General features: G+C 43.3%; 16 protein-coding genes and 2 tRNA genes. 10 read left to right on the top strand and 8 right to left on the bottom strand.

The window, feature by feature from the left end:
- Positions 1 to 281: 281 nt before the first annotated feature.
- Both BLW16_RS12740 and BLW16_RS12735 read right to left on the bottom strand, forming a co-directional pair.
- Positions 282 to 355, bottom strand: a tRNA-Asn gene (locus BLW16_RS12740).
- Positions 356 to 657: 302 nt separating this feature from the next.
- Positions 658 to 731: transfer RNA gene (locus tag BLW16_RS12735), tRNA-Asn, on the bottom strand.
- Between the two features lie 145 nt (positions 732 to 876).
- Here BLW16_RS12735 and BLW16_RS12730 point away from each other — a divergent pair.
- Positions 877 to 1,797, top strand: coding sequence for a PfkB family carbohydrate kinase (locus tag BLW16_RS12730; protein WP_090557143.1), 921 nt, complete (start codon positions 877 to 879; stop codon positions 1,795 to 1,797).
- A gap of 89 nt (positions 1,798 to 1,886) precedes the next feature.
- On the opposite strand, the gene BLW16_RS12725 is transcribed toward BLW16_RS12730, so the two are convergent.
- The 4 genes from BLW16_RS12725 to murB form a co-directional block, all read right to left on the bottom strand.
- Positions 1,887 to 2,126, bottom strand: coding sequence for a cytochrome b5 domain-containing protein (locus BLW16_RS12725; RefSeq protein ID WP_090557142.1), 240 nt, complete (start codon positions 2,124 to 2,126; stop codon positions 1,887 to 1,889).
- Positions 2,126 to 2,803: a lycopene cyclase domain-containing protein gene (locus tag BLW16_RS12720; protein WP_090557140.1), complete on the bottom strand. Its 678-nt coding sequence runs from the start codon at positions 2,801 to 2,803 to the stop codon at positions 2,126 to 2,128. Before BLW16_RS12720 ends, BLW16_RS12725 begins: the two co-directional genes overlap by 1 nt.
- Before the next feature lie 119 nt (positions 2,804 to 2,922).
- The gene (locus tag BLW16_RS12715; protein ID WP_090557138.1) at positions 2,923 to 3,453 is read right to left on the bottom strand and encodes an RNA polymerase sigma factor; all 531 of its coding nucleotides are present in this window, start codon (positions 3,451 to 3,453) and stop codon (positions 2,923 to 2,925) included.
- A 167-nt stretch (positions 3,454 to 3,620) separates the two neighbouring features.
- On the bottom strand, positions 3,621 to 4,646 hold the full coding sequence (gene murB, locus BLW16_RS12710) for a UDP-N-acetylmuramate dehydrogenase (protein WP_090557136.1): 1,026 nt from the start codon (positions 4,644 to 4,646) through the stop codon (positions 3,621 to 3,623).
- 160 nt (positions 4,647 to 4,806) lie between these two features.
- Between murB and BLW16_RS12705 the strand changes: the two genes are divergently transcribed.
- The 6 genes from BLW16_RS12705 (at position 4,807) to BLW16_RS12680 (ending at position 12,747) form a co-directional block, all read left to right on the top strand.
- The gene (locus BLW16_RS12705; RefSeq protein ID WP_090557134.1) at positions 4,807 to 5,415 is read left to right on the top strand and encodes a TetR/AcrR family transcriptional regulator; all 609 of its coding nucleotides are present in this window, start codon (positions 4,807 to 4,809) and stop codon (positions 5,413 to 5,415) included.
- 120 nt (positions 5,416 to 5,535) lie between these two features.
- Positions 5,536 to 6,147 (top strand): TetR/AcrR family transcriptional regulator, encoded by a 612-nt coding sequence (locus BLW16_RS12700; protein WP_090557132.1) that lies wholly within the window; start codon positions 5,536 to 5,538, stop codon positions 6,145 to 6,147.
- 31 nt (positions 6,148 to 6,178) lie between these two features.
- Positions 6,179 to 7,501, top strand: a complete 1,323-nt coding sequence (locus BLW16_RS12695; RefSeq protein WP_090557130.1) for a TolC family protein — start codon at positions 6,179 to 6,181, stop codon at positions 7,499 to 7,501.
- Positions 7,498 to 8,562 carry an efflux RND transporter periplasmic adaptor subunit gene (locus BLW16_RS12690; protein WP_090557127.1) on the top strand — a complete coding sequence of 355 codons (1,065 nt, stop codon included), beginning with the start codon at positions 7,498 to 7,500 and terminating at the stop codon, positions 8,560 to 8,562. Before BLW16_RS12695 ends, BLW16_RS12690 begins: the two co-directional genes overlap by 4 nt.
- A 40-nt stretch (positions 8,563 to 8,602) precedes the next feature.
- Positions 8,603 to 11,794, top strand: coding sequence for an efflux RND transporter permease subunit (locus BLW16_RS12685; RefSeq protein ID WP_090557125.1), 3,192 nt, complete (start codon positions 8,603 to 8,605; stop codon positions 11,792 to 11,794).
- A gap of 128 nt (positions 11,795 to 11,922) precedes the next feature.
- Positions 11,923 to 12,747 carry a hypothetical protein gene (locus BLW16_RS12680; protein ID WP_090557123.1) on the top strand — a complete coding sequence of 275 codons (825 nt, stop codon included), beginning with the start codon at positions 11,923 to 11,925 and terminating at the stop codon, positions 12,745 to 12,747.
- Between the two features lie 234 nt (positions 12,748 to 12,981).
- Here the strand turns inward: BLW16_RS12680 and lpdA are convergent, their stop codons facing one another.
- Both lpdA and BLW16_RS12670 read right to left on the bottom strand, forming a co-directional pair.
- Positions 12,982 to 14,388 carry a dihydrolipoyl dehydrogenase gene (lpdA, locus tag BLW16_RS12675; RefSeq protein ID WP_090557121.1) on the bottom strand — a complete coding sequence of 469 codons (1,407 nt, stop codon included), beginning with the start codon at positions 14,386 to 14,388 and terminating at the stop codon, positions 12,982 to 12,984.
- A 77-nt stretch (positions 14,389 to 14,465) separates the two neighbouring features.
- The gene (locus BLW16_RS12670; RefSeq protein ID WP_090557119.1) at positions 14,466 to 16,133 is read right to left on the bottom strand and encodes a glycosyltransferase family 39 protein; all 1,668 of its coding nucleotides are present in this window, start codon (positions 16,131 to 16,133) and stop codon (positions 14,466 to 14,468) included.
- Between the two features lie 195 nt (positions 16,134 to 16,328).
- On the opposite strand from BLW16_RS12670, the gene BLW16_RS12665 reads away from it, so the two are divergent.
- From BLW16_RS12665 to BLW16_RS12655, 3 genes are all read left to right on the top strand, one after another.
- A complete protein-coding gene (locus BLW16_RS12665; protein ID WP_317039966.1) occupies positions 16,329 to 18,029 on the top strand; it encodes a M1 family metallopeptidase in 1,701 nt (566 codons plus the stop codon).
- Between the two features lie 73 nt (positions 18,030 to 18,102).
- Positions 18,103 to 18,825 carry a head GIN domain-containing protein gene (locus tag BLW16_RS12660; protein WP_090557115.1) on the top strand — a complete coding sequence of 241 codons (723 nt, stop codon included), beginning with the start codon at positions 18,103 to 18,105 and terminating at the stop codon, positions 18,823 to 18,825.
- A 136-nt stretch (positions 18,826 to 18,961) separates the two neighbouring features.
- Positions 18,962 to 19,810 (top strand): hypothetical protein, encoded by an 849-nt coding sequence (locus BLW16_RS12655; protein ID WP_090557112.1) that lies wholly within the window; start codon positions 18,962 to 18,964, stop codon positions 19,808 to 19,810.
- Positions 19,811 to 19,819: the final 9 nt, after the last annotated feature.

The raw sequence follows: 19,819 nt of genomic DNA, 5'->3' as shown, positions 1-19,819 counted from the left end.
ATCAGTCCTTATAGCCACACGGATATTACACTACTATGCAGAACTGGAATTGCAATAACTGGCCTGCTAAGGTAAGAGGAGCCTCTGCTTTAACAGACGCCATCAGCAAAATCAGTGTCAATATGCATCTCAAACCGTGACATCGAATAATCCAATGCGCTCTTTACTTGGCTATTGAAAAGACAAAATAGAGTAGGAAACTTTCTATTATAGAAATAAAAACCCCATCCTATTAGCTAGAAATGGGGTTTTTATGCGATTTTCAGACTTAAAAATCTTTGCTCCCTCTGCTGGGCTCGAACCAGCGACCCTCTGATTAACAGTCAGATGCTCTAACCAGCTGAGCTAAGAAGGAGTACTGGTCATTACCAATAAACCCAGGTTTTTAAACCCGTATTTATTTAGTGGTGCAATGTTACGACTTTTGAGCTTAACCATCAAATTATATCACAAAAATAAAGATAAAATCCGGCATAATAGGAGTTCCCGGACACAAACCCGCAGCTAACTTTTTGAACACTAATCAGAAAGCCATTATGGAAATACTGCAGCTATTTGGTTAAGGCAGACAATTCATTATAGAAAAAGTTCCGGCAACTATGTGGTAGTTCAAATTGAAAAAGCCTCTCAGCGTTATGCTGAAAGGCTTTCAATCTGCTCCCTCTGCTGGGCTCGAACCAGCGACCCTCTGATTAACAGTCAGATGCTCTAACCAGCTGAGCTAAGAAGGAGTACTCTGGTTATCCTAAAAACGGCTTTCTGCTTTAATAAATAATATAAAGTCTTGTTCGTTTTGGGAATGCAATATTAGGGCTTTTAAATTATTTATGCAATATTTGTAGAGAAAAATATCAAAAAAAAATTAAAATAAAACGTATGAGCCTGATAATCATAGGGACTGTAGCATTCGACGCTATTGAAACTCCCTTCGGAAAGACTGATAAAATCGTTGGTGGCGCTGCCACCTATGCAAGTTTAGCTGCATCTTACTTCTATAAAAAGGTAAAAATAGTAGGTGTAGTTGGTGACGATTTCCATCAGGATGACATTGATACTTTTACAAAACACGGTATCAACACAGAAGGCCTGCAAATAAAAAAGGGTGAAAAATCATTTTTCTGGTCCGGTAAATACCATAACGACATGAACAGCAGGGATACGCTGATCACGGAATTAAATGTACTGGCCGACTTCGATCCTATTATCCCTGAGAGCTATCAGGACTGCGAATTCCTGATGTTGGGCAATCTGACTCCTCAGGTACAGCAAACAGTGATCAAACGTCTTAAAAACAGGCCTAAACTGATTGTTCTGGACACCATGAACTTCTGGATGGACGTAGCGATGGATGATTTACTGGAAACGCTTAAATTAGTAGATGTACTAACAATCAATGATGAGGAAGCCAGACAACTGTCAGGCGAATATTCACTGGTTAAGGCCTCCAGGAAGATCCTTGCAATGGGCCCTAAATACCTGATCATAAAAAAAGGCGAACATGGCGCCTTACTGTTCCATGAAGACAAAGTCTTTTCTGCCCCGGCATTGCCACTGGCGGAGGTATTTGACCCAACGGGCGCAGGAGATACGTTTGCCGGTGGATTTATCGGTTACCTGGCAAAAGTAGGCACAGTGAATTTCAATAACATGAAAAACGCAATTATCTTTGGCTCAGCGCTGGCTTCATTCTGTGTGGAGAAATTCGGTACAGAAAAGATCATTAACTTAACAGAACAGGAAGTGGCTGCGCGGGTTCAGCAATTCGTGAACCTTAGTACCTTCACTATCGAAGCTTAATCATCATCGGTGATGAATCCCAAAACGCGGGATAACTTAAATATAAAATGCCGGTCTTTTTGAAGACCGGCATTTTATGTTGCCGCGGATTATGGCTTTAATAATTTACCAACAGGCTTAAATTTCTCAAATACCGCTTCGGTATGGGGCGCATCAGCCAGCTCCTCCGTCAGGTCCTGCCCCGCCCAGTGCTCATAGTGTTTTCCGTTTCTCCATAACCTGCTCTCACTAACGTCATAGATCAAACCCCGATAGGCTACCCAGATCTGTGGTTTGTCCTGCCCGTTACGCAAGGCCAGCTGCTGTTTGGTATATTCAGGTAAATCCATTAGCTGCGTGCCCGGCTTTTGAAGAGTTCAAAAAGATAAATGCTCAGCAGCAGCATTGCCATAAAATAAAAATGGCTTTCGAAAGGAATATGTACCAGGTTAAAATTAAGGGTTTCCTCTTCGGTATACTGGATGGCCGGAGCCGTTGTCAGCACACCATAAGCAATATAAAACGGAATCAGGGAAACCATGTATGCCCTGTAGAACCGGTACATGAACCTGATCTTGTTTACATATTCAATATATACCAGGAAAACTATTAAAATGGAGAAGGTAAAAACAGTATACAGCTTCTGATGGCCGAAATATAACATGGCAATACAAATGCCCAGTAACAGGTTACTCAGGGCAAGGCTGTATTTTTCCGGCCCGTTACCGGGGAAGCGGATGTTCAGGAACAGGTAAATTGCTAAACCGCACAGGGATAAGACCATGGATAGCAGCAGCTCCTCAACAGGTAATTCCCATAAGGTCACTCCGCTGAGGTATGGAGGGTTATAAACGATGACTTTCAGCTGTGTTAAAAATTCCGTTGGAACCGAAAAAGCAAAAACGTTTATCAGAACGGCCAGAATGATGAATTTACTCTGGTTTGCAAAGTTCAATCGCTTATTAGAGAATAATAGAACCGGGATTAATAACAGCCCCAGGTCTACAAACAGATAGGTGTAGTTCATTGATGATCGTATGCTGATCGCCAAAAATAAACTTTTGATCTTAGTATTCAGGCCGGCGGCTTAAATAAAAAAAGCGCCTGATCTTTTGGATCAAACGCTTTTTTAAGGATGGAGACGTATTAAACGACCTCTGTTCCTAAAATTTCTTTTGAATACGTCTTCAGATATTTTTTCAGTATCTGACGCGCCACATGGATCCTTGTCTTTACCGTTCCGATAGGAATATCCAGCATATCTGCAATTTCATGGTATTTATATCCCTCAAAGTATTTCACAAAAGGAATATAATACTCAGGCTGCAGGGTAGCTAAAGCCTTATTGATGTCTCCGATAACAAACTTACTGTCGATTGTATTTTTTGTAGCACTGTAGTGAAGATTGGCAGATGATATATCTTCAGATTTTGTGATCAGTGCATTTGTTTTAACCAAACGCCTGTAGTTGTTAATGAAGGTATTTTTCATGATAGTAAACAACCATCCTTTAAGATTGGTACCTTCTTTAAATTTGCTATAATAAGTTACGGCCTTTAACATTGTATCCTGAACAAGATCGTTAGCATCTTCAATATCTTTAGTAAAATTTAAAGCGAATGACTGCAAAGAAACCGAGTGGTTGTGGAGCTGGAGGTTAAATTCATTTTTTGTCATAGTGTTTAAAGTTTTAAGGTTAAAGAGCAAATAAACAGGTGGATAAGAGTGGCGTTCCCTGTTTATTCAATCCTGTATATTAAGCTTTATACAACATATGTACCAAAAAACCGATTCGGCAGATTAAGAAAAAAATTATTAGTTTAACATTATATATCGATCATTTGTCACAAAATATTTACTTCCCGTTCCAGGTTGACCCCAAATTTGGCCTGCACAGTGTCTATTATCTTATCTGAAAAACTATACACTTCCAAACCGGTAGCACCACCATGGTTTACGAGTACCAGGGCCTGGTTTTTCCAGGTACCGGTATGCCCTTCAACCACCCCCTTGAAACCACAGGATTCTATCAGCCACCCGGCAGCCAGCTTAACTTTATCTTTTCCCGCAGGATAACTGATCAGCTCCGGAAAGGCTTTAGCAATCCGCTCATATTCAGATTTTTTAACAATAGGATTCTTAAAAAAGCTTCCCGCATTACCTATAGTTGAAGGATCCGGCAATTTGCTTACCCTGATCTTAGCAACGATCTCAGAGATATCTGCAATGGTAGGACGCCTGATATTTCGTTCGGCCAGTACAGCCTGTATCGCTCCATATTGCGAATTGATCCTGGCCTGGGTGTTCAACCTGAACGTTACCTCCGTAATGATATACTGCCCCCTGAGCTCATTCTTAAAGATGCTGTCCCTGTATGCAAACTGGCAGTCAGCAAAGTCAAACCCCCTGATTTCGCCGGTAGCGATCTCAAATGCAGTACAGGATTCAAACACATCCTTTAATTCTACCCCGTAGGCACCTATATTCTGTATCGGCGACGCTCCTACTGTTCCGGGGATGAGGCTTAAATTCTCCAGACCTGCAAAGTCCTGTTCCACACAGTAATTGACAAGGTCATTCCAGACAATGCCGGCACCTGCAGTAACCAGTACCTGATCTTCATTTTCAGCAGAGCGTACAGCCGTAATTCCTGGTATGCTGATCTTCAGCACCAGCCCTTCATAATCCCTGGTAAAAAGCATATTGCTTCCGCCACCTAACACCAGCAAGCTGTTCTCTTTAAAAACAGGCTGAAGGCTGAGCTCCCTCAGGTCTTCTTCAGTAAATATCTCCGCAAAAAAAAGTGTTTTTACATCGATACCAAAAGTGTTATATGGCTTAAGGGATAAATTTTCCTGTAGTGAATACATATAGAGGTAATAGGATTATTTACGGCAAATGTATAGATATTCGCCGCTATCCGGTAATAAACATCTTAAGTAAATTATTTAATTATTTTCCATATTTTACGTCCGATTATAAGCGCATTTAAGCCGATACCCCAATTGCAAAAAAAGCAAGCTGATTCACATGGAAAATCAAGATAAAAAAAGACTTTTAATCATAGATGCAGCTCTAAAAAGGTTCGCACACTATGGCCTGGCGAAAACCACCATGACGGAGATCGCAAAAGACATCTCTTTTTCAAAGGCCTTACTTTATTATTACTTTCCGGACAAACTGAGCCTCTATGTAAGCGTCATTGAAAACATGATGCATACCCTGAGCAGGGACCTGATCAAATCCGTAGACAAAACCTCTACCGCAACAGAGGGGATCCTGATGCTGCTGCAGAAAAGACAGACTTTTTTACAGAAGTACTATAAACTGATCGAATACACCCAGATGATTGGCCCCGAACTGCCGGAAGCACTCTATGAAAAATTCACACGCGCAAGGGCCTTTGAGCTGAAGATCATTACCGAACTCCTGAGTAAAGGCAATTCAACCGGAGAACTGGCCGTGGAAGACATCGCCTTTACCACAGAAATATTTGTTGAAGCCATCTCCGGAATTCACTTCAATATCCTCAAAAGAGCCAAACATCTCTTCCCCGGAAAAGAGGAATTCAGATTAATTTTCCTAAAAGAAAAGCGCTTTGCCGAAATCTTTTTAGCTGGTTTAAAGACAGTTAAATAAGTCACAAAATTGTCATTTAAAAATTCATATCCCCAATTCCGGGGATAAAGTTTTTTTATGCAGAATGCTTGGTATATTTTTGACTATAGAATCAATAAAGTCAAAAGGTAAAAAGGTAGAATGTTAGAAACTGACAGAAAAAGAGACTTAATTATAGAGGGTGCGATCAAGCGTTTTATACATTTCGGTATTCACAAAACAACAATGAATGAGATTGCAGAAGACCTTTCTGTATCCAAACCATCATTGTATTACTATTTTCCCGATAAGTCCAGCCTTGTTCTGGGGGTGGTAGAAAAAATCTTTAATGATTATTTTGACGTATTATACAGAGACCAGAAGCTGGGTACCCCAATAGAGGTCACGCTCCTGAATATCATTGAGATCAAACACAAGTTCTTTCTTCGCTATTACATGCTCCACCTTTCTTACGGAAATCCGGATTCTTCGCTGAGTTCAGCAGAACTAAAAGCATACCTGGAAACAATGGTTGCAAAAAACCTGAAGTTCCACGAGAGTGTGTTTGAACTTGCCGTAGCAAATAAAGAGCTTGCCCCGCAGGAAGATATCCCAAAAATAGCGGAGTTATACTTGTCCTGTCAGTCAGGACTCACCTCTTTATGCATTATGCATGGCAATAAAGAACTCTTCCCTGGTAAAAAAGAGCTAAAAATTATGAAAGATAAACAGATCAGTCTGTCAAAAATATTTATCAAAGGACTTAAAAATTAAAACAGCTCCCTATTACCAGAAAACCCAGATTATGATTAAACCAGTAAAATCAATTCCCATCTTATGGCTATGCCTGTTGGTGTCCACCATCGTACATGCCCAACAGCCGCTTACGCTAAAAGATGCGCTAAATTTTGCAATCGAAAATAACGCCGCTGCAAGAAAGTCGAGGCTGGATATCGACGGTGGCAAATTCAAAACCCAGGAGGTACGCTCAGAGGCCCTGCCACAGCTTACAGGAAATGCTTCCATGACCTACAATGCCATTATCGGGCAGCTGGTTTTTGGCGATCAGGCATTCCAGCTGGGAAGAAAATGGAACGACAATGCCGGTCTGCAGGTGAGTCAGCAGTTGTTTAACCAAACCGTCTTTACCGGACTGAAAGCAGCAAAAACAAGTGAGAGTTTTTACAGCCTCTCCGCAAACCTGACCGAGGAGCAGGTCATTGAACAGGTAGCCAATAATTATTACCAGGTACTGGTGAGCAGGCAGCAGCTCAATGTGATTGATACCAATATCAAAAATGTGAAAGTGGTTGAAAAGATCATTGCCAACCAGTACTCAAACGGACTGGCCAAAAAGATCGACGTAGACCGTATTAAAGTCAACCTCACGAACCTGCAGACGCAGCGCGAACAAACGATCAATGCCGTTGTACAACTGGAGAACCAGCTGAAGTTCTCGATGGGAATGCCAGTGACTACCCCTATCGTTCTCCCGCCAAATGAACTTAAAAGGGTCGAGAATCTCCCTGAGATGTCCGACACGATCAACATTGCCGGAAGAACCGAGATGCGGCTGTTAAACATCCAGCGGGAACTGTATGGCCTGCAGCGTAAAGCCTATATAGCAGAATACTACCCTACCCTTTCCCTTACCGGAAACCTTTCCGTTACCGGGCAGAGCGATAAGTTCGACCTGTTCAACAAAAACGGATCGGCATTTTATTATAACGCTTCGGCCATCGGACTGACGCTGAGGGTCCCGATATTCAATGGTTTCGCCACCCGCTCCAGGATCCGCCAGTCGGAAGTAGATATTAAGAAATCCGACGAGGATATCAGGGAAAGGGCAAACTCCCTCAACCTGGCCTATGAAAATGCAAAGATACAGCTGAGGAACAATATCAATACGATCAGATCGCAACGCCAGAATGTAACCCTGGCACAGGAAATATACAACAGTACCCAAAACAATTACAACAACGGACTAGCCGCATTAACAGATCTGCTGGATACCGAAAATGCGCTTACAGAAGCACAGAACAGTTATACCCAGGCATTATTAAACTACAAGATTGCCGAAATACAATTAATCAAATCTAACGGAAATATAAAATCACTATTAAAATGAAAAGAGGAATTATAACAGTCGTTCTAATTATCGTTGTTATTGGGGCTATCGCCTGGGTACTGAACAGCAACAAAAAGAAAAATGACGCACAGACAGCATTGGTTTCTCAGGGAGGCGGCGCAGTCAGCGTCCGCATAGCAACAGTGAAAAAAGAAGCCGTGGATTTAGACTTTACTGCGAATGGCAATTTCGCCGCTAAGCAGGAATTGAATTTCTTATCAGAAAACGCAGGCCGCGTGAATGCGATCTATGTGGACGAAGGCGATCATGTTAAAAAAGGACAGATACTCGCCCGTATTGATGCAGAGATCATTAATACGGATAGGGAAACTGCACAGGCCACCTTAGCCAATGCCATCAAGGATGAAGCAAGATATAACAGTTCTTTTAGTACCGGCGGTGTGACACAGCAACAGCTGGATCAGGCAAAATTGAACACAAAGAACGCAAGGATGAGGCTGCAGAGCGCTGCAAGAAGGGTCAGTGACGCGAATGTCAAATCGCCGATTGATGGTATAGTAAATAAAAGATATATAGAGGTAGGTGCTTTCGTGAATACCCAGGGTACGCAGATGTTTGAACTGGTAGATGTTTCCAAACTGAAGCTGAAAGTGAATGTCAATGAAAGCCAGGTGGCAAACCTGAACGTTGGCGACAGGGTCCAGATCAAATCGAATGTTTTTCCTGCAGATAATTTCTCCGGAAAGATCAACTTCATTGCCCCAAAAGCAGATGGGACGTTAAACTTCCCTATCGAGATCGAGGTAGAGAACAACCATAAGAATACCATTAAAGCAGGTATGTATGGCACCGCGATCTTCAAATTCCCTGCCCGGGCAGCAACGATCACTATTCCGCGCGGTGCCTTTGTAGGCAGCGTGAGCAGCAACCAGATCTTTGTGCTTGAAAATGGAAATACAGCGAAAATCCGCAAGGTGATTGCCGGAAGAACGATCAATGACCAGGTGGAAATTATTGAAGGACTGAAAGAAGGCGAAACCGCCATCATCAGCGGACAAATCAACCTGGTGGACGGAAGTCCTGTTGCAACAATTAAATAATGCAGCCTAAAGGCCAGCCGAAAACATAAAAAAGATCTAGATGAAATTAACAGAAATATCCATCAAAAGACCCTCACTTGTCATCGTGGTTTTTACCGTGCTTACATTGATGGGATTATTGAGCTACTTCTCTCTCAGTTATGAGCTGTTGCCCAAATTCTCCAATAACGTGGTCTCTATCTCCACCATTTATCCCGGTGCTTCGCCCAATGAGGTGGAGAATACCGTAACCAAGAAAATCGAGGATGCGGTATCCTCCATGGAGAATATCAAAAAGCTGAACGCCGTATCATACGAAAGCCTGTCCGTGGTAACCATCACGCTGAACAATAAGGCGAACGTAGACCTCTCTCTGAATGAGGCACAGCGTAAGGTAAACTCTATCCTGGCAGATCTGCCTGTCGATGTAAAAACACCTTCCCTGAATAAATTCTCACTGGATGACCTTCCGGTGATCACCATGTCTGCCTCGGCAAAGATGGATGACGCCGCCTTTTATGACCTGATCGATAAGCGCATCGCGCCGATCATTTCCAGGGTAACGGGCGTTGCAAAGGTGAACCTTGTAGGTGGGCAGGAAAGGGAAATTGAAGTTTCGCTGGATGCCAATAAACTGCAGGGTTACGGATTATCCGTTCCGCAGGTGCAGCAATCCATCCTTACTTCCAACCTCGACTTCCCTACCGGTAGCGTAAAAACACAGGATCAGGATATCCTGATCCGTCTGTCCGGTAAATACAAAAACATTGATGAACTCCGTAACCTGGTGGTCAGCAACGGAAAAGAGGGTGCCCAGATCCGTCTGGGAGACATTGCTGATGTAAGGGATGCACAAAAAGAGGTAGACAAACTGGCGCGTATCGACCGTAAAGGGGCAATCGCCATACAGGTCATTAAACAGTCGGACGCCAATGCCGTAGAGGTCAGTAAAGGCGTGCACAAAGCGATTGATAAACTGATGCAGGATTACCGGTCCAATAACCTGAAGATCATCATTGCAAATGACAGCTCTATCTTTACGCTTGAATCTGCCGATGCCGTAATCCATGATCTTGTGCTGGCAATCATCCTGGTTGCCTTTGTGATGCTTTTCTTCCTGCACAGTATCCGGAATGCACTGATCGTAATGGTCTCCATTCCAGCATCCCTGATCGCTACTTTCATTGGCATGAGCCTGCTGGGGTATACCCTGAACCTGCTGTCACTGCTGGGGCTGTCACTGGTGGTGGGTATCCTGGTGGATGATGCGATCGTGGTACTGGAAAATATCTACCGGCATATGGAGATGGGCAAAAATAAGGTCCGTGCGGCTTATGATGCCACCAGCGAGATCGGTTTTACCGTAGTGTCCATTACCCTGGTAATTGTGGTGGTGTTCTTCCCTATCGCGATCAGTACCGGACTGGTTTCCAACATCCTGCGCCAGTTCTGCGTAGTGGTGATCATTGCTACCCTGCTTTCCCTGCTCTCGTCCTTTACAATCGTCCCCCTGTTGTCATCCCGTTTTGGTAAACTGGAAAAAATAGAGGGCAAAAACATATTCGGAAAATTCATTCTCTGGTTTGAAAGCCAGCTGCGCAGGTTTACGATCTGGATCACCGGCATCCTTACCTGGTCGCTCGCCAATAAAGGAAAAACCATCCTGCTGGTAGTTGTCCTGTTTTTAGGATCCTGCGGATTGATTCCGGCAGGTTATATCGGTACTGAGTTTTTCCCTAAGAGTGATAAAGGAGAATTCCTGGTGCAGGTTGAGCTGCCTAAAGATGCCTCTATAGAACAAACGAACCTGATCACACAAAAGGCTGAAGCCTTTTTAACAAAGAAACCAGAGATCATCCAGCTGATCACTACTGTAGGCCAGTCCAGCGGTGACTTTGGAGGAACCCAGGCAACGGCTTATAAATCTGAGATCAACGTAAAACTGGTGGAACGCAATCAGCGTGCAGACAACTCCAGTATCTACGCTACCAAGGTGAGTCGTGAACTTGCCAAATACCTGGTAGGCGCCAAAGTAAAGACCGTTCCGATCAGTATCCTCGGAATCGCTGAAAATGCGCCCATAGAACTGGTAGTAATGGGTTCCGACCTGGACAGTGCCATGAAATATGCTGAAGGTGCAAAAGCCGTACTCGCAAAGATCAGGGGATCTGCCGAGCTGAAACTCTCCGTAGAAGGCGGAAGTCCCGAAATTAACGTACAGGTAGACCGCGATAAAATGGCCTCCCTCGGCCTAACCCTGCAAACCGTGGGTGCCACGATGCAAACTGCCTATAGCGGCAATACTGACGGTAAATTCCGGAAAGGGGAATACGAATATGATATCAATATCCGCTACCAGGATTTCAACCGTCAGAACATTGATGATGTCAGAAACCTGATCTTCGTGAACAGCGAAGGCAAGCAGGTTAAACTTTCGCAATTTGCTGAGATTAAGGAAGGCTCCGGCCCAAGTCAGCTGGAAAGAAGAGATAAAAGTACTTCAGTCTCCGTAAGGGCACAATCCATCGGAAGGCCTACAGGTACGATCGTTGCCGAATTCCAGCAGCAATTGCTTGACCTGGAGAAATCTGGCAAACTCAGAAAACCCGTAGGCGTGAGTTACGTATGGGCAGGTGATGCAGAAAACCAGGGGGACGGATTTGGTACCCTGGGCATTGCATTGATGGCTTCGATTGTACTGGTGTACCTGATCATGGTTGCGCTGTACGATAGTTTTGTTTATCCTTTCGTTGTCATGTTCTCTATCCCGCTTTCGGTGATCGGGGCCTTGCTTGCACTGGCACTGACCAATAATGCGCTGAACATCTTTACCATCCTGGGGCTGATCATGCTGATCGGGCTGGTAGCAAAAAATGCGATCATCCTGGTCGATTTTACCAACCAGATGAAAGCTGAGGGAAAATCTACCCATGAGGCCCTGATACTGGCCAACCACGCGCGTTTGCGCCCCATTCTGATGACTACCATCGCCATGGTCATTGGAATGACGCCTATTGCCCTTGCCAGCGGTGCCGGTGCAGAATGGAAAAACGGTCTGGCCTGGGTAATTATTGGTGGCTTGCTCAGTTCTCTGTTCCTTACCTTAATTGTGGTTCCGGTGATGTACCAGATCTTCGACCGTATGCTGGATCGCTTTGGATTTAACAAAAAGGGCATTACGATAGATGAATTGATGGTACAGCCTTATAATCATAAAGAAGTTAAAGAATACGATTTAGATCATCAGCACTAAGCTGATTTAATTTTATTGCAAAAAGGAACCCATTGGTGGCTCTTGTACAACAGTTCGGTCAAATATGTTATGCAGCCACCACATTGTGGTTCCTTTTTTGTATACTAAAAAAAAATCCTTTTAGTGTTATGGTAGCTAAATCTTTAACCCTTTTATTTTTATGCTGTTTTGCATTGAACCTGAAAGCGCAGCATCCCCCTGTATTTGAGGGAATGACCGCTGATAGTTCTTACGTTGTTTTGGGCGACCTCGATATCAATCTTGTTAATTATAAATACAGCGACCGGAATATTCACTTCCTGGCTATTCATGACGATGAAGATACCGGCGTAAAAGCGGCATTCAGGTATATCAGCGACAATGGAGGAACCATTCTCGACTGCCAGTATGGTGGCGTAAGAAATTTCAAATTCACCTATGAGGATGAGATCTACCAAACCGACCCCAACAGTATCTACACAAAAAAGGGGATCAAAGCCGGATTGGAGAAATATGGCATCTGGGACGACAATGTGATCCTGGAGCTGGAAAAAGCAGGAAAGGCCATCCTGAATACTTACAATCCAAAAAAAATGGGCTATATCTTTACCCTGCACAATAACGGTGACGGCGGCTTCGGCATCAGCAGTTACCTTCCCGGATACGAGCTGGAGGCCACAGCTGATTCCGTTTATATCAACTTCGAGATGGACGCGGATGACATGATGTTGGTAACAGAGCTTCCTGTATTTAACCTCCTGAAGAAAGAAAACATAAATGTGGTATTGCAGTCCAAAAATGCTGTCGACGATGGCTCTCTTTCCATCTATGCCATGCAGAACAATATTCCGTATATCAATGTTGAGGTTCAACACGGTCATATTGATGAACACCTCCGGCTGATTAAAGCAGGTGCAAAAGTGCTCGCACAGCTTTATCCTTCACTGGGTATCAAGGAGAGTATACCGGATTAGCAGCTTATCAGTCTCGCTCGCATTTAGTGATTCAGGAAGTCTTAGTGTTTAAGATCTTCTATGCCACCGTGCTACGGATCATCTCAAAAAAAACAGCGTACTGTATTGATACCTTCTGACGCGCTTCAGCGGCAGGCAGCATCAATACAGTACGCTGTTTTTTCAGCGAAGCAAGGAGAAACTCCTTTAAGCGCTATGCCATAGATAAGCCTTCAGGCATCTACAGGAGATCATCTAAATATGAATCGCCCGGTTGGCAGTAGCCGCCATAGCAGCTTCCTTTAATGCTTCTGTATAAGTTGGGTGCGCATGGCAGATCCTTGCAATATCCTCAGCCGAAGCACGATATTCCATTGCAACAACCGCTTCCGCGATCATATCCGCAGCACGCGGCCCGATCATATGAATACCCAGGATCTCGTCAGTAGTTTCATCCGCCAGAACCTTTACAAAACCATCAGTGTCCATACTTGCTTTGGCACGTCCGCTGGCTTTGAACGGGAAAGATCCAACTTTATATTTCGTTCCCTTTTCTTTTAACTGCTCTTCAGTAAGGCCTACAGAGGCCACTTCAGGCCAGGTATAAACCACTCCGGGAATAAGGTTGTAGTTGATATGTGGTTTTTGTCCTGCAATTGTCTCCGCTACATATACGCCCTCGTCCTCTGCTTTGTGTGCAAGCATGGCACCGGTGATCACATCACCAATTGCATATACGCCGGGAACAGAAGTTTCCAGGTGTGCATTTACAGGGATCTTATTACCGCGTTCTTCAGTTTTGATACCGATATTTTCCAGGCCTAAACCTGCAGTGTAGGCTGTACGTCCAACTGCTACGATACAGTAATCAGCTTCCAGTTTTACATCTTCGCCTTTGGCATTTTGTGCAGTAACTGTTACTGTTTTGCCTTTGGTAGTTGCACCGGTCACTTTATGTCCCATAAAGAACTCCATGCCCAATGATTTTTTCAGCACGCGCTGTAATTCCTTACCCAGGCCGGCATCCATGGTTGCAATGATTGAAGGAAGGAATTCAACCACTGAAACTTTGGTACCCAAACGTGCATACACTGAACCCAGCTCAAGGCCAATCACACCACCGCCGATCACGATCATTGTTTTTGGTACTTCAGTAATATTCAGGGCTTCAGTAGAAGTAATGATACGTTTTTTATCTATTGGCAAAAATGGTAATGCTGTTGGTTTCGACCCGGATGCTATTACTACATTTTTCGCGGTGATATCTTCTGTAGTTCCGTCTGCTTTAGTGATCTTAATTGTGTTTTTGTCCACAAATGACCCTAGACCTTCGAAACTGTCAATTTTATTCTTTTTAAACAGGTAAGTAATCCCTGCTGTATTTTGTGCAACCACATCATTTTTACGGGCAATCATCTGTGGCATATTCACACTCAGATTTTTAAGCTCTATACCATGAGTAGTAAAAGTATGGGCCGCATTGTGGTAATGCTCTGAAGAATCCAACAATGCTTTTGAAGGGATACAGCCTACGTTTAAGCAGGTACCGCCAAAAGTTTTATATTTTTCTATAACCGCTGTCTTTAAGCCTAATTGTGCACATCTTATTGCGCTAACATAACCACCAGGACCAGAACCAATAATAACGACGTCGTATTGCATAATGATAAAATTTTGTTGAGCAAAGTTAACAAACCACCTAACAAATAAAGCATCAAAAAGGGTTTAATGTAAATCTGTTATTTTACCAGTAAAAACTCGGTTTTGAACAAGGTTTCTTTGCGTGTAGCATAGTTTAAAAACTTAGCTTTTAGCCTGCTGATCCGATAACTGTCAAAGGTTTTCAGGGGTGCTATACTGGCTGCACCAGGGATATTCTGATCCAGGAATTCTTTCTCCCCATACAGCAGATAAGGCTTTGGCGGAAGCAGCTTCTCCTCTCCCGGATGTAAAAAATACAGCGGGCCATTCATATAGAAATCCAGTCCGTATCCAAAAGCTATACGTGTTTGTACCACCGGCAGATGCTGCGGGTTATGGGTATTGATCCAGAAAGCAGCCTCACTGTCTGCCTGGTATTTTAATAAGGCAGGATAATAGGCCAGATTGAAATAGAGGTTGACCAGGAACACAACTGTGCAGCATTGAAAGAATATCTTAAACCTGCCGTTAACAGCAGTTTTGCTGACCGCAATAAACAGGACAACAGTAAGGATCAGCAACAGCACCGTCAGCACATTCAGGTTCCCGGGACGGAAAAAATAATGAAGCACGATCACCAGCAGCACCATCAGGCTGCCTACAACCGTCTGTGCAATACGGATTGCCTTTACAGAGCTTTCCAGTTTCACATTCAACAGGTACTGGGCGCAGATAATAGAAAAAAACGGAAATACGATCACAATATAAAACGGAAGCTGGAACTTAGATACAGAGAAAACCAGCAATGTTAACAGTGAACCAGATACACAATACCACTCGGCAAGTTTTCGCTGCCTGAAATGCTGACGGAAGAACTGGTACATTGCAGTATAGAATATAAGGCACCAGGGCAGGTAAGCCCAGAGGATGGTATGCAAAAAGAAGGTGGGGTCACCGCTGCTCTTCTTGATCGGCCCGGTATTAAAAAAACGGCCAAACTGGCTGTCCCAGAAGAAGAACCTGATCCCTGATGTTTGCTGGTGTCCAAAAACCACCTTTTCCGGATGAAGATCAAACTGAACGTATAAAGTATACAATTCCGGCAGGATAAAGATCAGTATGAACACAGCGGCGAGCAGCCAGCGGAAGTTAAACACCATTTTCCAGTTTCCCGTCATCAGCAACTGCCCTCCAACAGCCCCTGCAATAGGGATCAGTGCGAATATACCCTTGGTCATCACTGCGCAAGCGGCAAATACAGAGGCCGCTACCAGGTTTAAAAACCATTTTTCGCCCATACATTTATAAAAATGGTATACACTGGCAATGATCAGCGCGGTGAGAAAAGGCTCCGCACGTACGTCCATCGTGCAGATGATCACATGCTGGGCAGTAAGCAGGATCAATGCCGCCCACAGACCTGTAATTTTACTATACAGGTCCCTGGCCAGAATGTACGTATAAAAAGCAGCCAGAAGGATAAAGAAGATACCGGGCAACTTGTAAGCCCAGGTAGTTGCACCAAACAGTTTAAAGAAAACAGCGGTAACCCAAAATGGAAAATGGGGTTTATCGAGCCAGTCTTTCCCCTGCGCATACAGGTCTGTAAAGTTGTTATGCTGTGCCATGGTTTTGGCTACGGAACCATATAAGGCTCCGTCAGGTCCCATGATGGTCACAAATAGTCCGGTGAAATTTATCAGTACGGCAATACCGATAAAAAAATATAACCATCTTGTGTGTTGTTCGGCAGATATTTTTTCCATGCAATCTCAATTTTGCATCCCATACGGCGATAAGATGCCAGATAAAGGTACAATCATTTTTATTAGCAAATATTGTTCTTTTAGTTGTTATTAAGCGCTCACCTATCCTAGTTTTTGATTGTTAAATAAAAAAATTTCCGATCTCGGTAGAAAAAGCAGTGCAAATCCTATATTTAAGGATTATTAATTAAACCTATGACTTTTTCTAAACGTCCCGCTACCCTATTGTATCTTAAAACTACAATGAAAAGATTGCTGTATAGTGCCATAATTATTTGCTGCACCTTTCTTTCAGGGCATGCACAATTGCTAAAACCCCAGAGTAACTTCTCCCTTGCCGATAGTTTAAGGGGCATGCTTACGCCATTGCGTACCTGTTATGATATTAACTATTATCATCTCGATGTGAAAATAGATATAGACCAGAAGAGCATTAGTGGCAGCAACACATTCAATTTTACAGCAGTGTCAGATTTCTCCAGGCTTCAGTTCGATCTCTTCAGTAACCTGAACATAGATAAAATCGTTTACAAAGGGCAGAAGTTACCCTATAAAAGGGAGTTCAATGCGGTGTTCGTTACTTTTCCAGGCATGGTAAAGAAAGGAACGAAAGCCAGTTTTGAGGTATATTATTCCGGCAAACCGGTCATTGCCGTTAAACCACCCTGGGATGGCGGATTTATTTTCAGCAAAGATATAGCGGGTGCACCTTTTGTATCTGTTGCCTGTGAGGGCTTGGGGGCAAGCTCATGGTGGCCGAATAAAGACCATCTCAGTGATGAGGCAGACAGTATGCTGATCAGCATCAGCGTGCCCAAAGCATTGAAAGAAATATCCAACGGCCGCTTGCGCAGCATCAAAGATCAGCCGGATGGTTACCGCCAGTACAACTGGTTCGTAAGCAACCCTATTAATAACTACGACGTTACATTTTATATCGGAAATTATGCACACTGGACCGATCAGTACAAAGGAGAGGACGGAGAGCTGAGTCTCGATTTCTGGTCGCTAAAGGAGGACAGTCTTGCCGCCAGGCCACACTGGGATGCCGATGTAAAGCGGATGTTAAAATCTTTTGAGCATTGGTTTGGCCCCTATCCTTTCTACAAAGACGGGTATAAACTCGTACAGGCCCCGCACCTGGGAATGGAACACCAGAGCGCAGTGGCATATGGGAATAAATTCAAAATGGGCTATCTGGGCAGGGATCTGTCCGGCACAGGATGGGGCTTAAAGTTCGATTTCATCACCGTCCATGAAAGCGGGCACGAATGGTTTGGTAACAGCATCACGGCTAAAGATATAGGAGACATGTGGATCCATGAGAGCTTTACAAATTATTCCGAACCCCTGTTCGTTGAGTCTGAATATGGCAAAGAGGCTTCCTCAGCCTATGTTCAGGGCATCAGAAAGATCATCAGGAATGACATCCCTATCATTGGCCCCTATAATGTCAACAAAGAAGGATCAGGAGACATGTACCCCAAAGGGGCAAATATGATCCATACGATCAGACAGATCATCAATGATGATGAAAAGTTCAGGTCCGTACTGAGGGGGCTGAGCAAGACATTCTATCACCAGACCGTTACTACTGCACAGGTTGAAAAGTACATGTCGGAAAAAAGTGGGCTTACCCTGGATAAAGTGTTTGATCAGTACCTGAGAACAACAAAAATTCCCGTCCTCAGTTATCAAATTGCCGGAGGGAAACTTTCGTACCGCTGGGATAATGTGGTTGAAGGTTTTGAGATGCCGGTTAAAGTGACTTTAAAACCAGGTGCATTTACCTTTATCTATCCCACCAGCCAGTGGAAAGAAGCGGGAGTAACTGAGATCACAGCCGACACCTTTAAAGCTGACCCGAATTTCTATATCGAGTTAAAAATGAAATAATATACTACAGCCATGCAACGAATACAATGAACGGACGTCTTATCTGTATAACCTGACTTATAAATACTAATTAATGAAAAAACTGAACATGCTGCTGGTACTGGCTTTGCTGACTTTCAGCTATAATGCCAACTCTCATTTAACAAAACAGACCATTCCTGTGATGCAGGATGAAAGGACAACAGGCAGCTTTAAAGGCATTGCTGCCGGTGGGCCCCTGAATGTGAAAGTGACGCTGGGCAATACGGAATCTATCCGTTTTGAAGGGAATAAGGATGCCATCGCAGAATTAGTAACGGAAGTAAACAGCGGTATCTTAACGATTAAACCAAAGACTAAATGGAATGACTGGTCTCGGAGATACAGCAAACCCGATGTTACTGTTTATATCAGTGCCAAAAGGTTATCATCATTAACCATGAGCGGATCAGGGAATCTGGAGGTAAGCAACACGATCAATGGTTCGGAACTGGTGGCTACGCTCAGCGGTTCCGGAAGCATCAGGGCCAGTGCTAATGTCAAATCATTCAGCGGCGTGCTGAGTGGTTCAGGGAATATCAACCTGGCAGGTAAATCCGATGATGCCAATCTTACGATCAGCGGGTCCGGAAGCTTCAGGGGCAAAAGTTTTTCAGTAAATAAGGTAGAAGTACAGATCAGCGGCTCAGCTGACGCTTACATCCGGGCTTCACAGCATATTGATGCAGTGATCAGCGGTTCAGGCAGCATCATTTATAGCGGTGATGCTACGGTTAAAAAAACGATTATCGGATCAGGCAGCGTTTCAAAGAATTAATGGCTTTGGTTTTTTGCCAGAATATTCACAGCAATGGCGTTTACACGATAAATTAACTAATAAAAATAAAATTACCCAAAAGTTAACTTATTAAATATTTATTTTCCATATTAGCACTAATCTAATTAGTGCGTTTATGGATAATAAATTTTACGATCTGGATTATATTATTGACCTTAATACCAAAAGGGCAGAAGAATATTCTTCTGCATATCAAAGGGTACAGGAGCAATTAACCAATATTATAATTATCTACTCCGGCATTTCAATTTATTTTATACCAGTCATTCAGGATAATCTTAGGCAGGAGGTCAAAAACATATGGTTATACGTAGCTTTTGGACTGTTAATTTTGGTATTTACTATGTCCAGCTTTTATACCATAAAATTAATTCTGCCGGTAAAGGCTCCCAATTTGGACTTTCCCGCCAAATTCTATAACAACATTCGTAATATCTATGAAACCGCTAATCCGGAATTGGATCATGATGAAATAGACAGTATGATCAAAACGTCTTATGTGAGCGAACTGGAACGGGCCGTGGAGGAAAATTACGCGATATTTCATCGAAAGCGTTCCTTCTACCACAATGCACTCACATTAGGCCTTGTTTCATTGATTCCTTATCTGATATGCACCGCATTTCATTTAACTAAAGATGACTATAAAATCAAAAAGATAGAGATTGTTAATTTAAAGGATATTATTAATTTAGATAAAAAGCAGGTTATGGCAAGAAATAAATATGTAACAGAAATCAACGTTACGGAAACAATATCAGCGGCAGAAACACATCTTCCAGGGCTGGAGAAGCTTGGTGATGTAAGAATCATACTTTCTTATCCCCGCTATTCATCGGAAAACTCCACCCGTTTTTCCTATGACAAGAATTCATTCGTTTCACCTGAAGAACGCTGGATCAAAATGGAGCAAGCTATTATAAGGGCCTTCAAATGGATTTTTTCTTTTTTCAGGAAACGTTAAATCTCCAGG

It is taken from the genome of Pedobacter hartonius, assembly GCF_900107535.1.
GTDB lineage: Bacteria > Bacteroidota > Bacteroidia > Sphingobacteriales > Sphingobacteriaceae > Pedobacter > Pedobacter hartonius.
The sequence above is the reverse complement of the archived record's forward strand: the minus strand, read 5'-3'. Positions and strand labels throughout refer to the sequence as shown.

Bases quoted from the DNA above. Each gene is read 5' to 3' on its own strand.
- BLW16_RS12730 (WP_090557143.1), top strand. From the start codon at position 877: ATGAGCCTGATAATCATAGGGACTGTAGCATTCGACGCTATTGAAACT.
- BLW16_RS12725 (WP_090557142.1), bottom strand. From the start codon at position 2,126: ATGGATTTACCTGAATATACCAAACAGCAGCTGGCCTTGCGTAACGGG.
- BLW16_RS12720 (WP_090557140.1), bottom strand. From the start codon at position 2,803: ATGAACTACACCTATCTGTTTGTAGACCTGGGGCTGTTATTAATCCCG.
- BLW16_RS12715 (WP_090557138.1), bottom strand. From the start codon at position 3,453: ATGACAAAAAATGAATTTAACCTCCAGCTCCACAACCACTCGGTTTCT.
- murB (WP_090557136.1), bottom strand. From the start codon at position 4,646: ATGTATTCACTACAGGAAAATTTATCCCTTAAGCCATATAACACTTTT.
- BLW16_RS12705 (WP_090557134.1), top strand. From the start codon at position 4,807: ATGGAAAATCAAGATAAAAAAAGACTTTTAATCATAGATGCAGCTCTA.
- BLW16_RS12700 (WP_090557132.1), top strand. From the start codon at position 5,536: ATGTTAGAAACTGACAGAAAAAGAGACTTAATTATAGAGGGTGCGATC.
- BLW16_RS12695 (WP_090557130.1), top strand. From the start codon at position 6,179: ATGATTAAACCAGTAAAATCAATTCCCATCTTATGGCTATGCCTGTTG.
- BLW16_RS12690 (WP_090557127.1), top strand. From the start codon at position 7,498: ATGAAAAGAGGAATTATAACAGTCGTTCTAATTATCGTTGTTATTGGG.
- BLW16_RS12685 (WP_090557125.1), top strand. From the start codon at position 8,603: ATGAAATTAACAGAAATATCCATCAAAAGACCCTCACTTGTCATCGTG.
- BLW16_RS12680 (WP_090557123.1), top strand. From the start codon at position 11,923: ATGGTAGCTAAATCTTTAACCCTTTTATTTTTATGCTGTTTTGCATTG.
- lpdA (WP_090557121.1), bottom strand. From the start codon at position 14,388: ATGCAATACGACGTCGTTATTATTGGTTCTGGTCCTGGTGGTTATGTT.
- BLW16_RS12670 (WP_090557119.1), bottom strand. From the start codon at position 16,133: ATGGAAAAAATATCTGCCGAACAACACACAAGATGGTTATATTTTTTT.
- BLW16_RS12665 (WP_317039966.1), top strand. From the start codon at position 16,329: ATGACTTTTTCTAAACGTCCCGCTACCCTATTGTATCTTAAAACTACA.
- BLW16_RS12660 (WP_090557115.1), top strand. From the start codon at position 18,103: ATGAAAAAACTGAACATGCTGCTGGTACTGGCTTTGCTGACTTTCAGC.
- BLW16_RS12655 (WP_090557112.1), top strand. From the start codon at position 18,962: ATGGATAATAAATTTTACGATCTGGATTATATTATTGACCTTAATACC.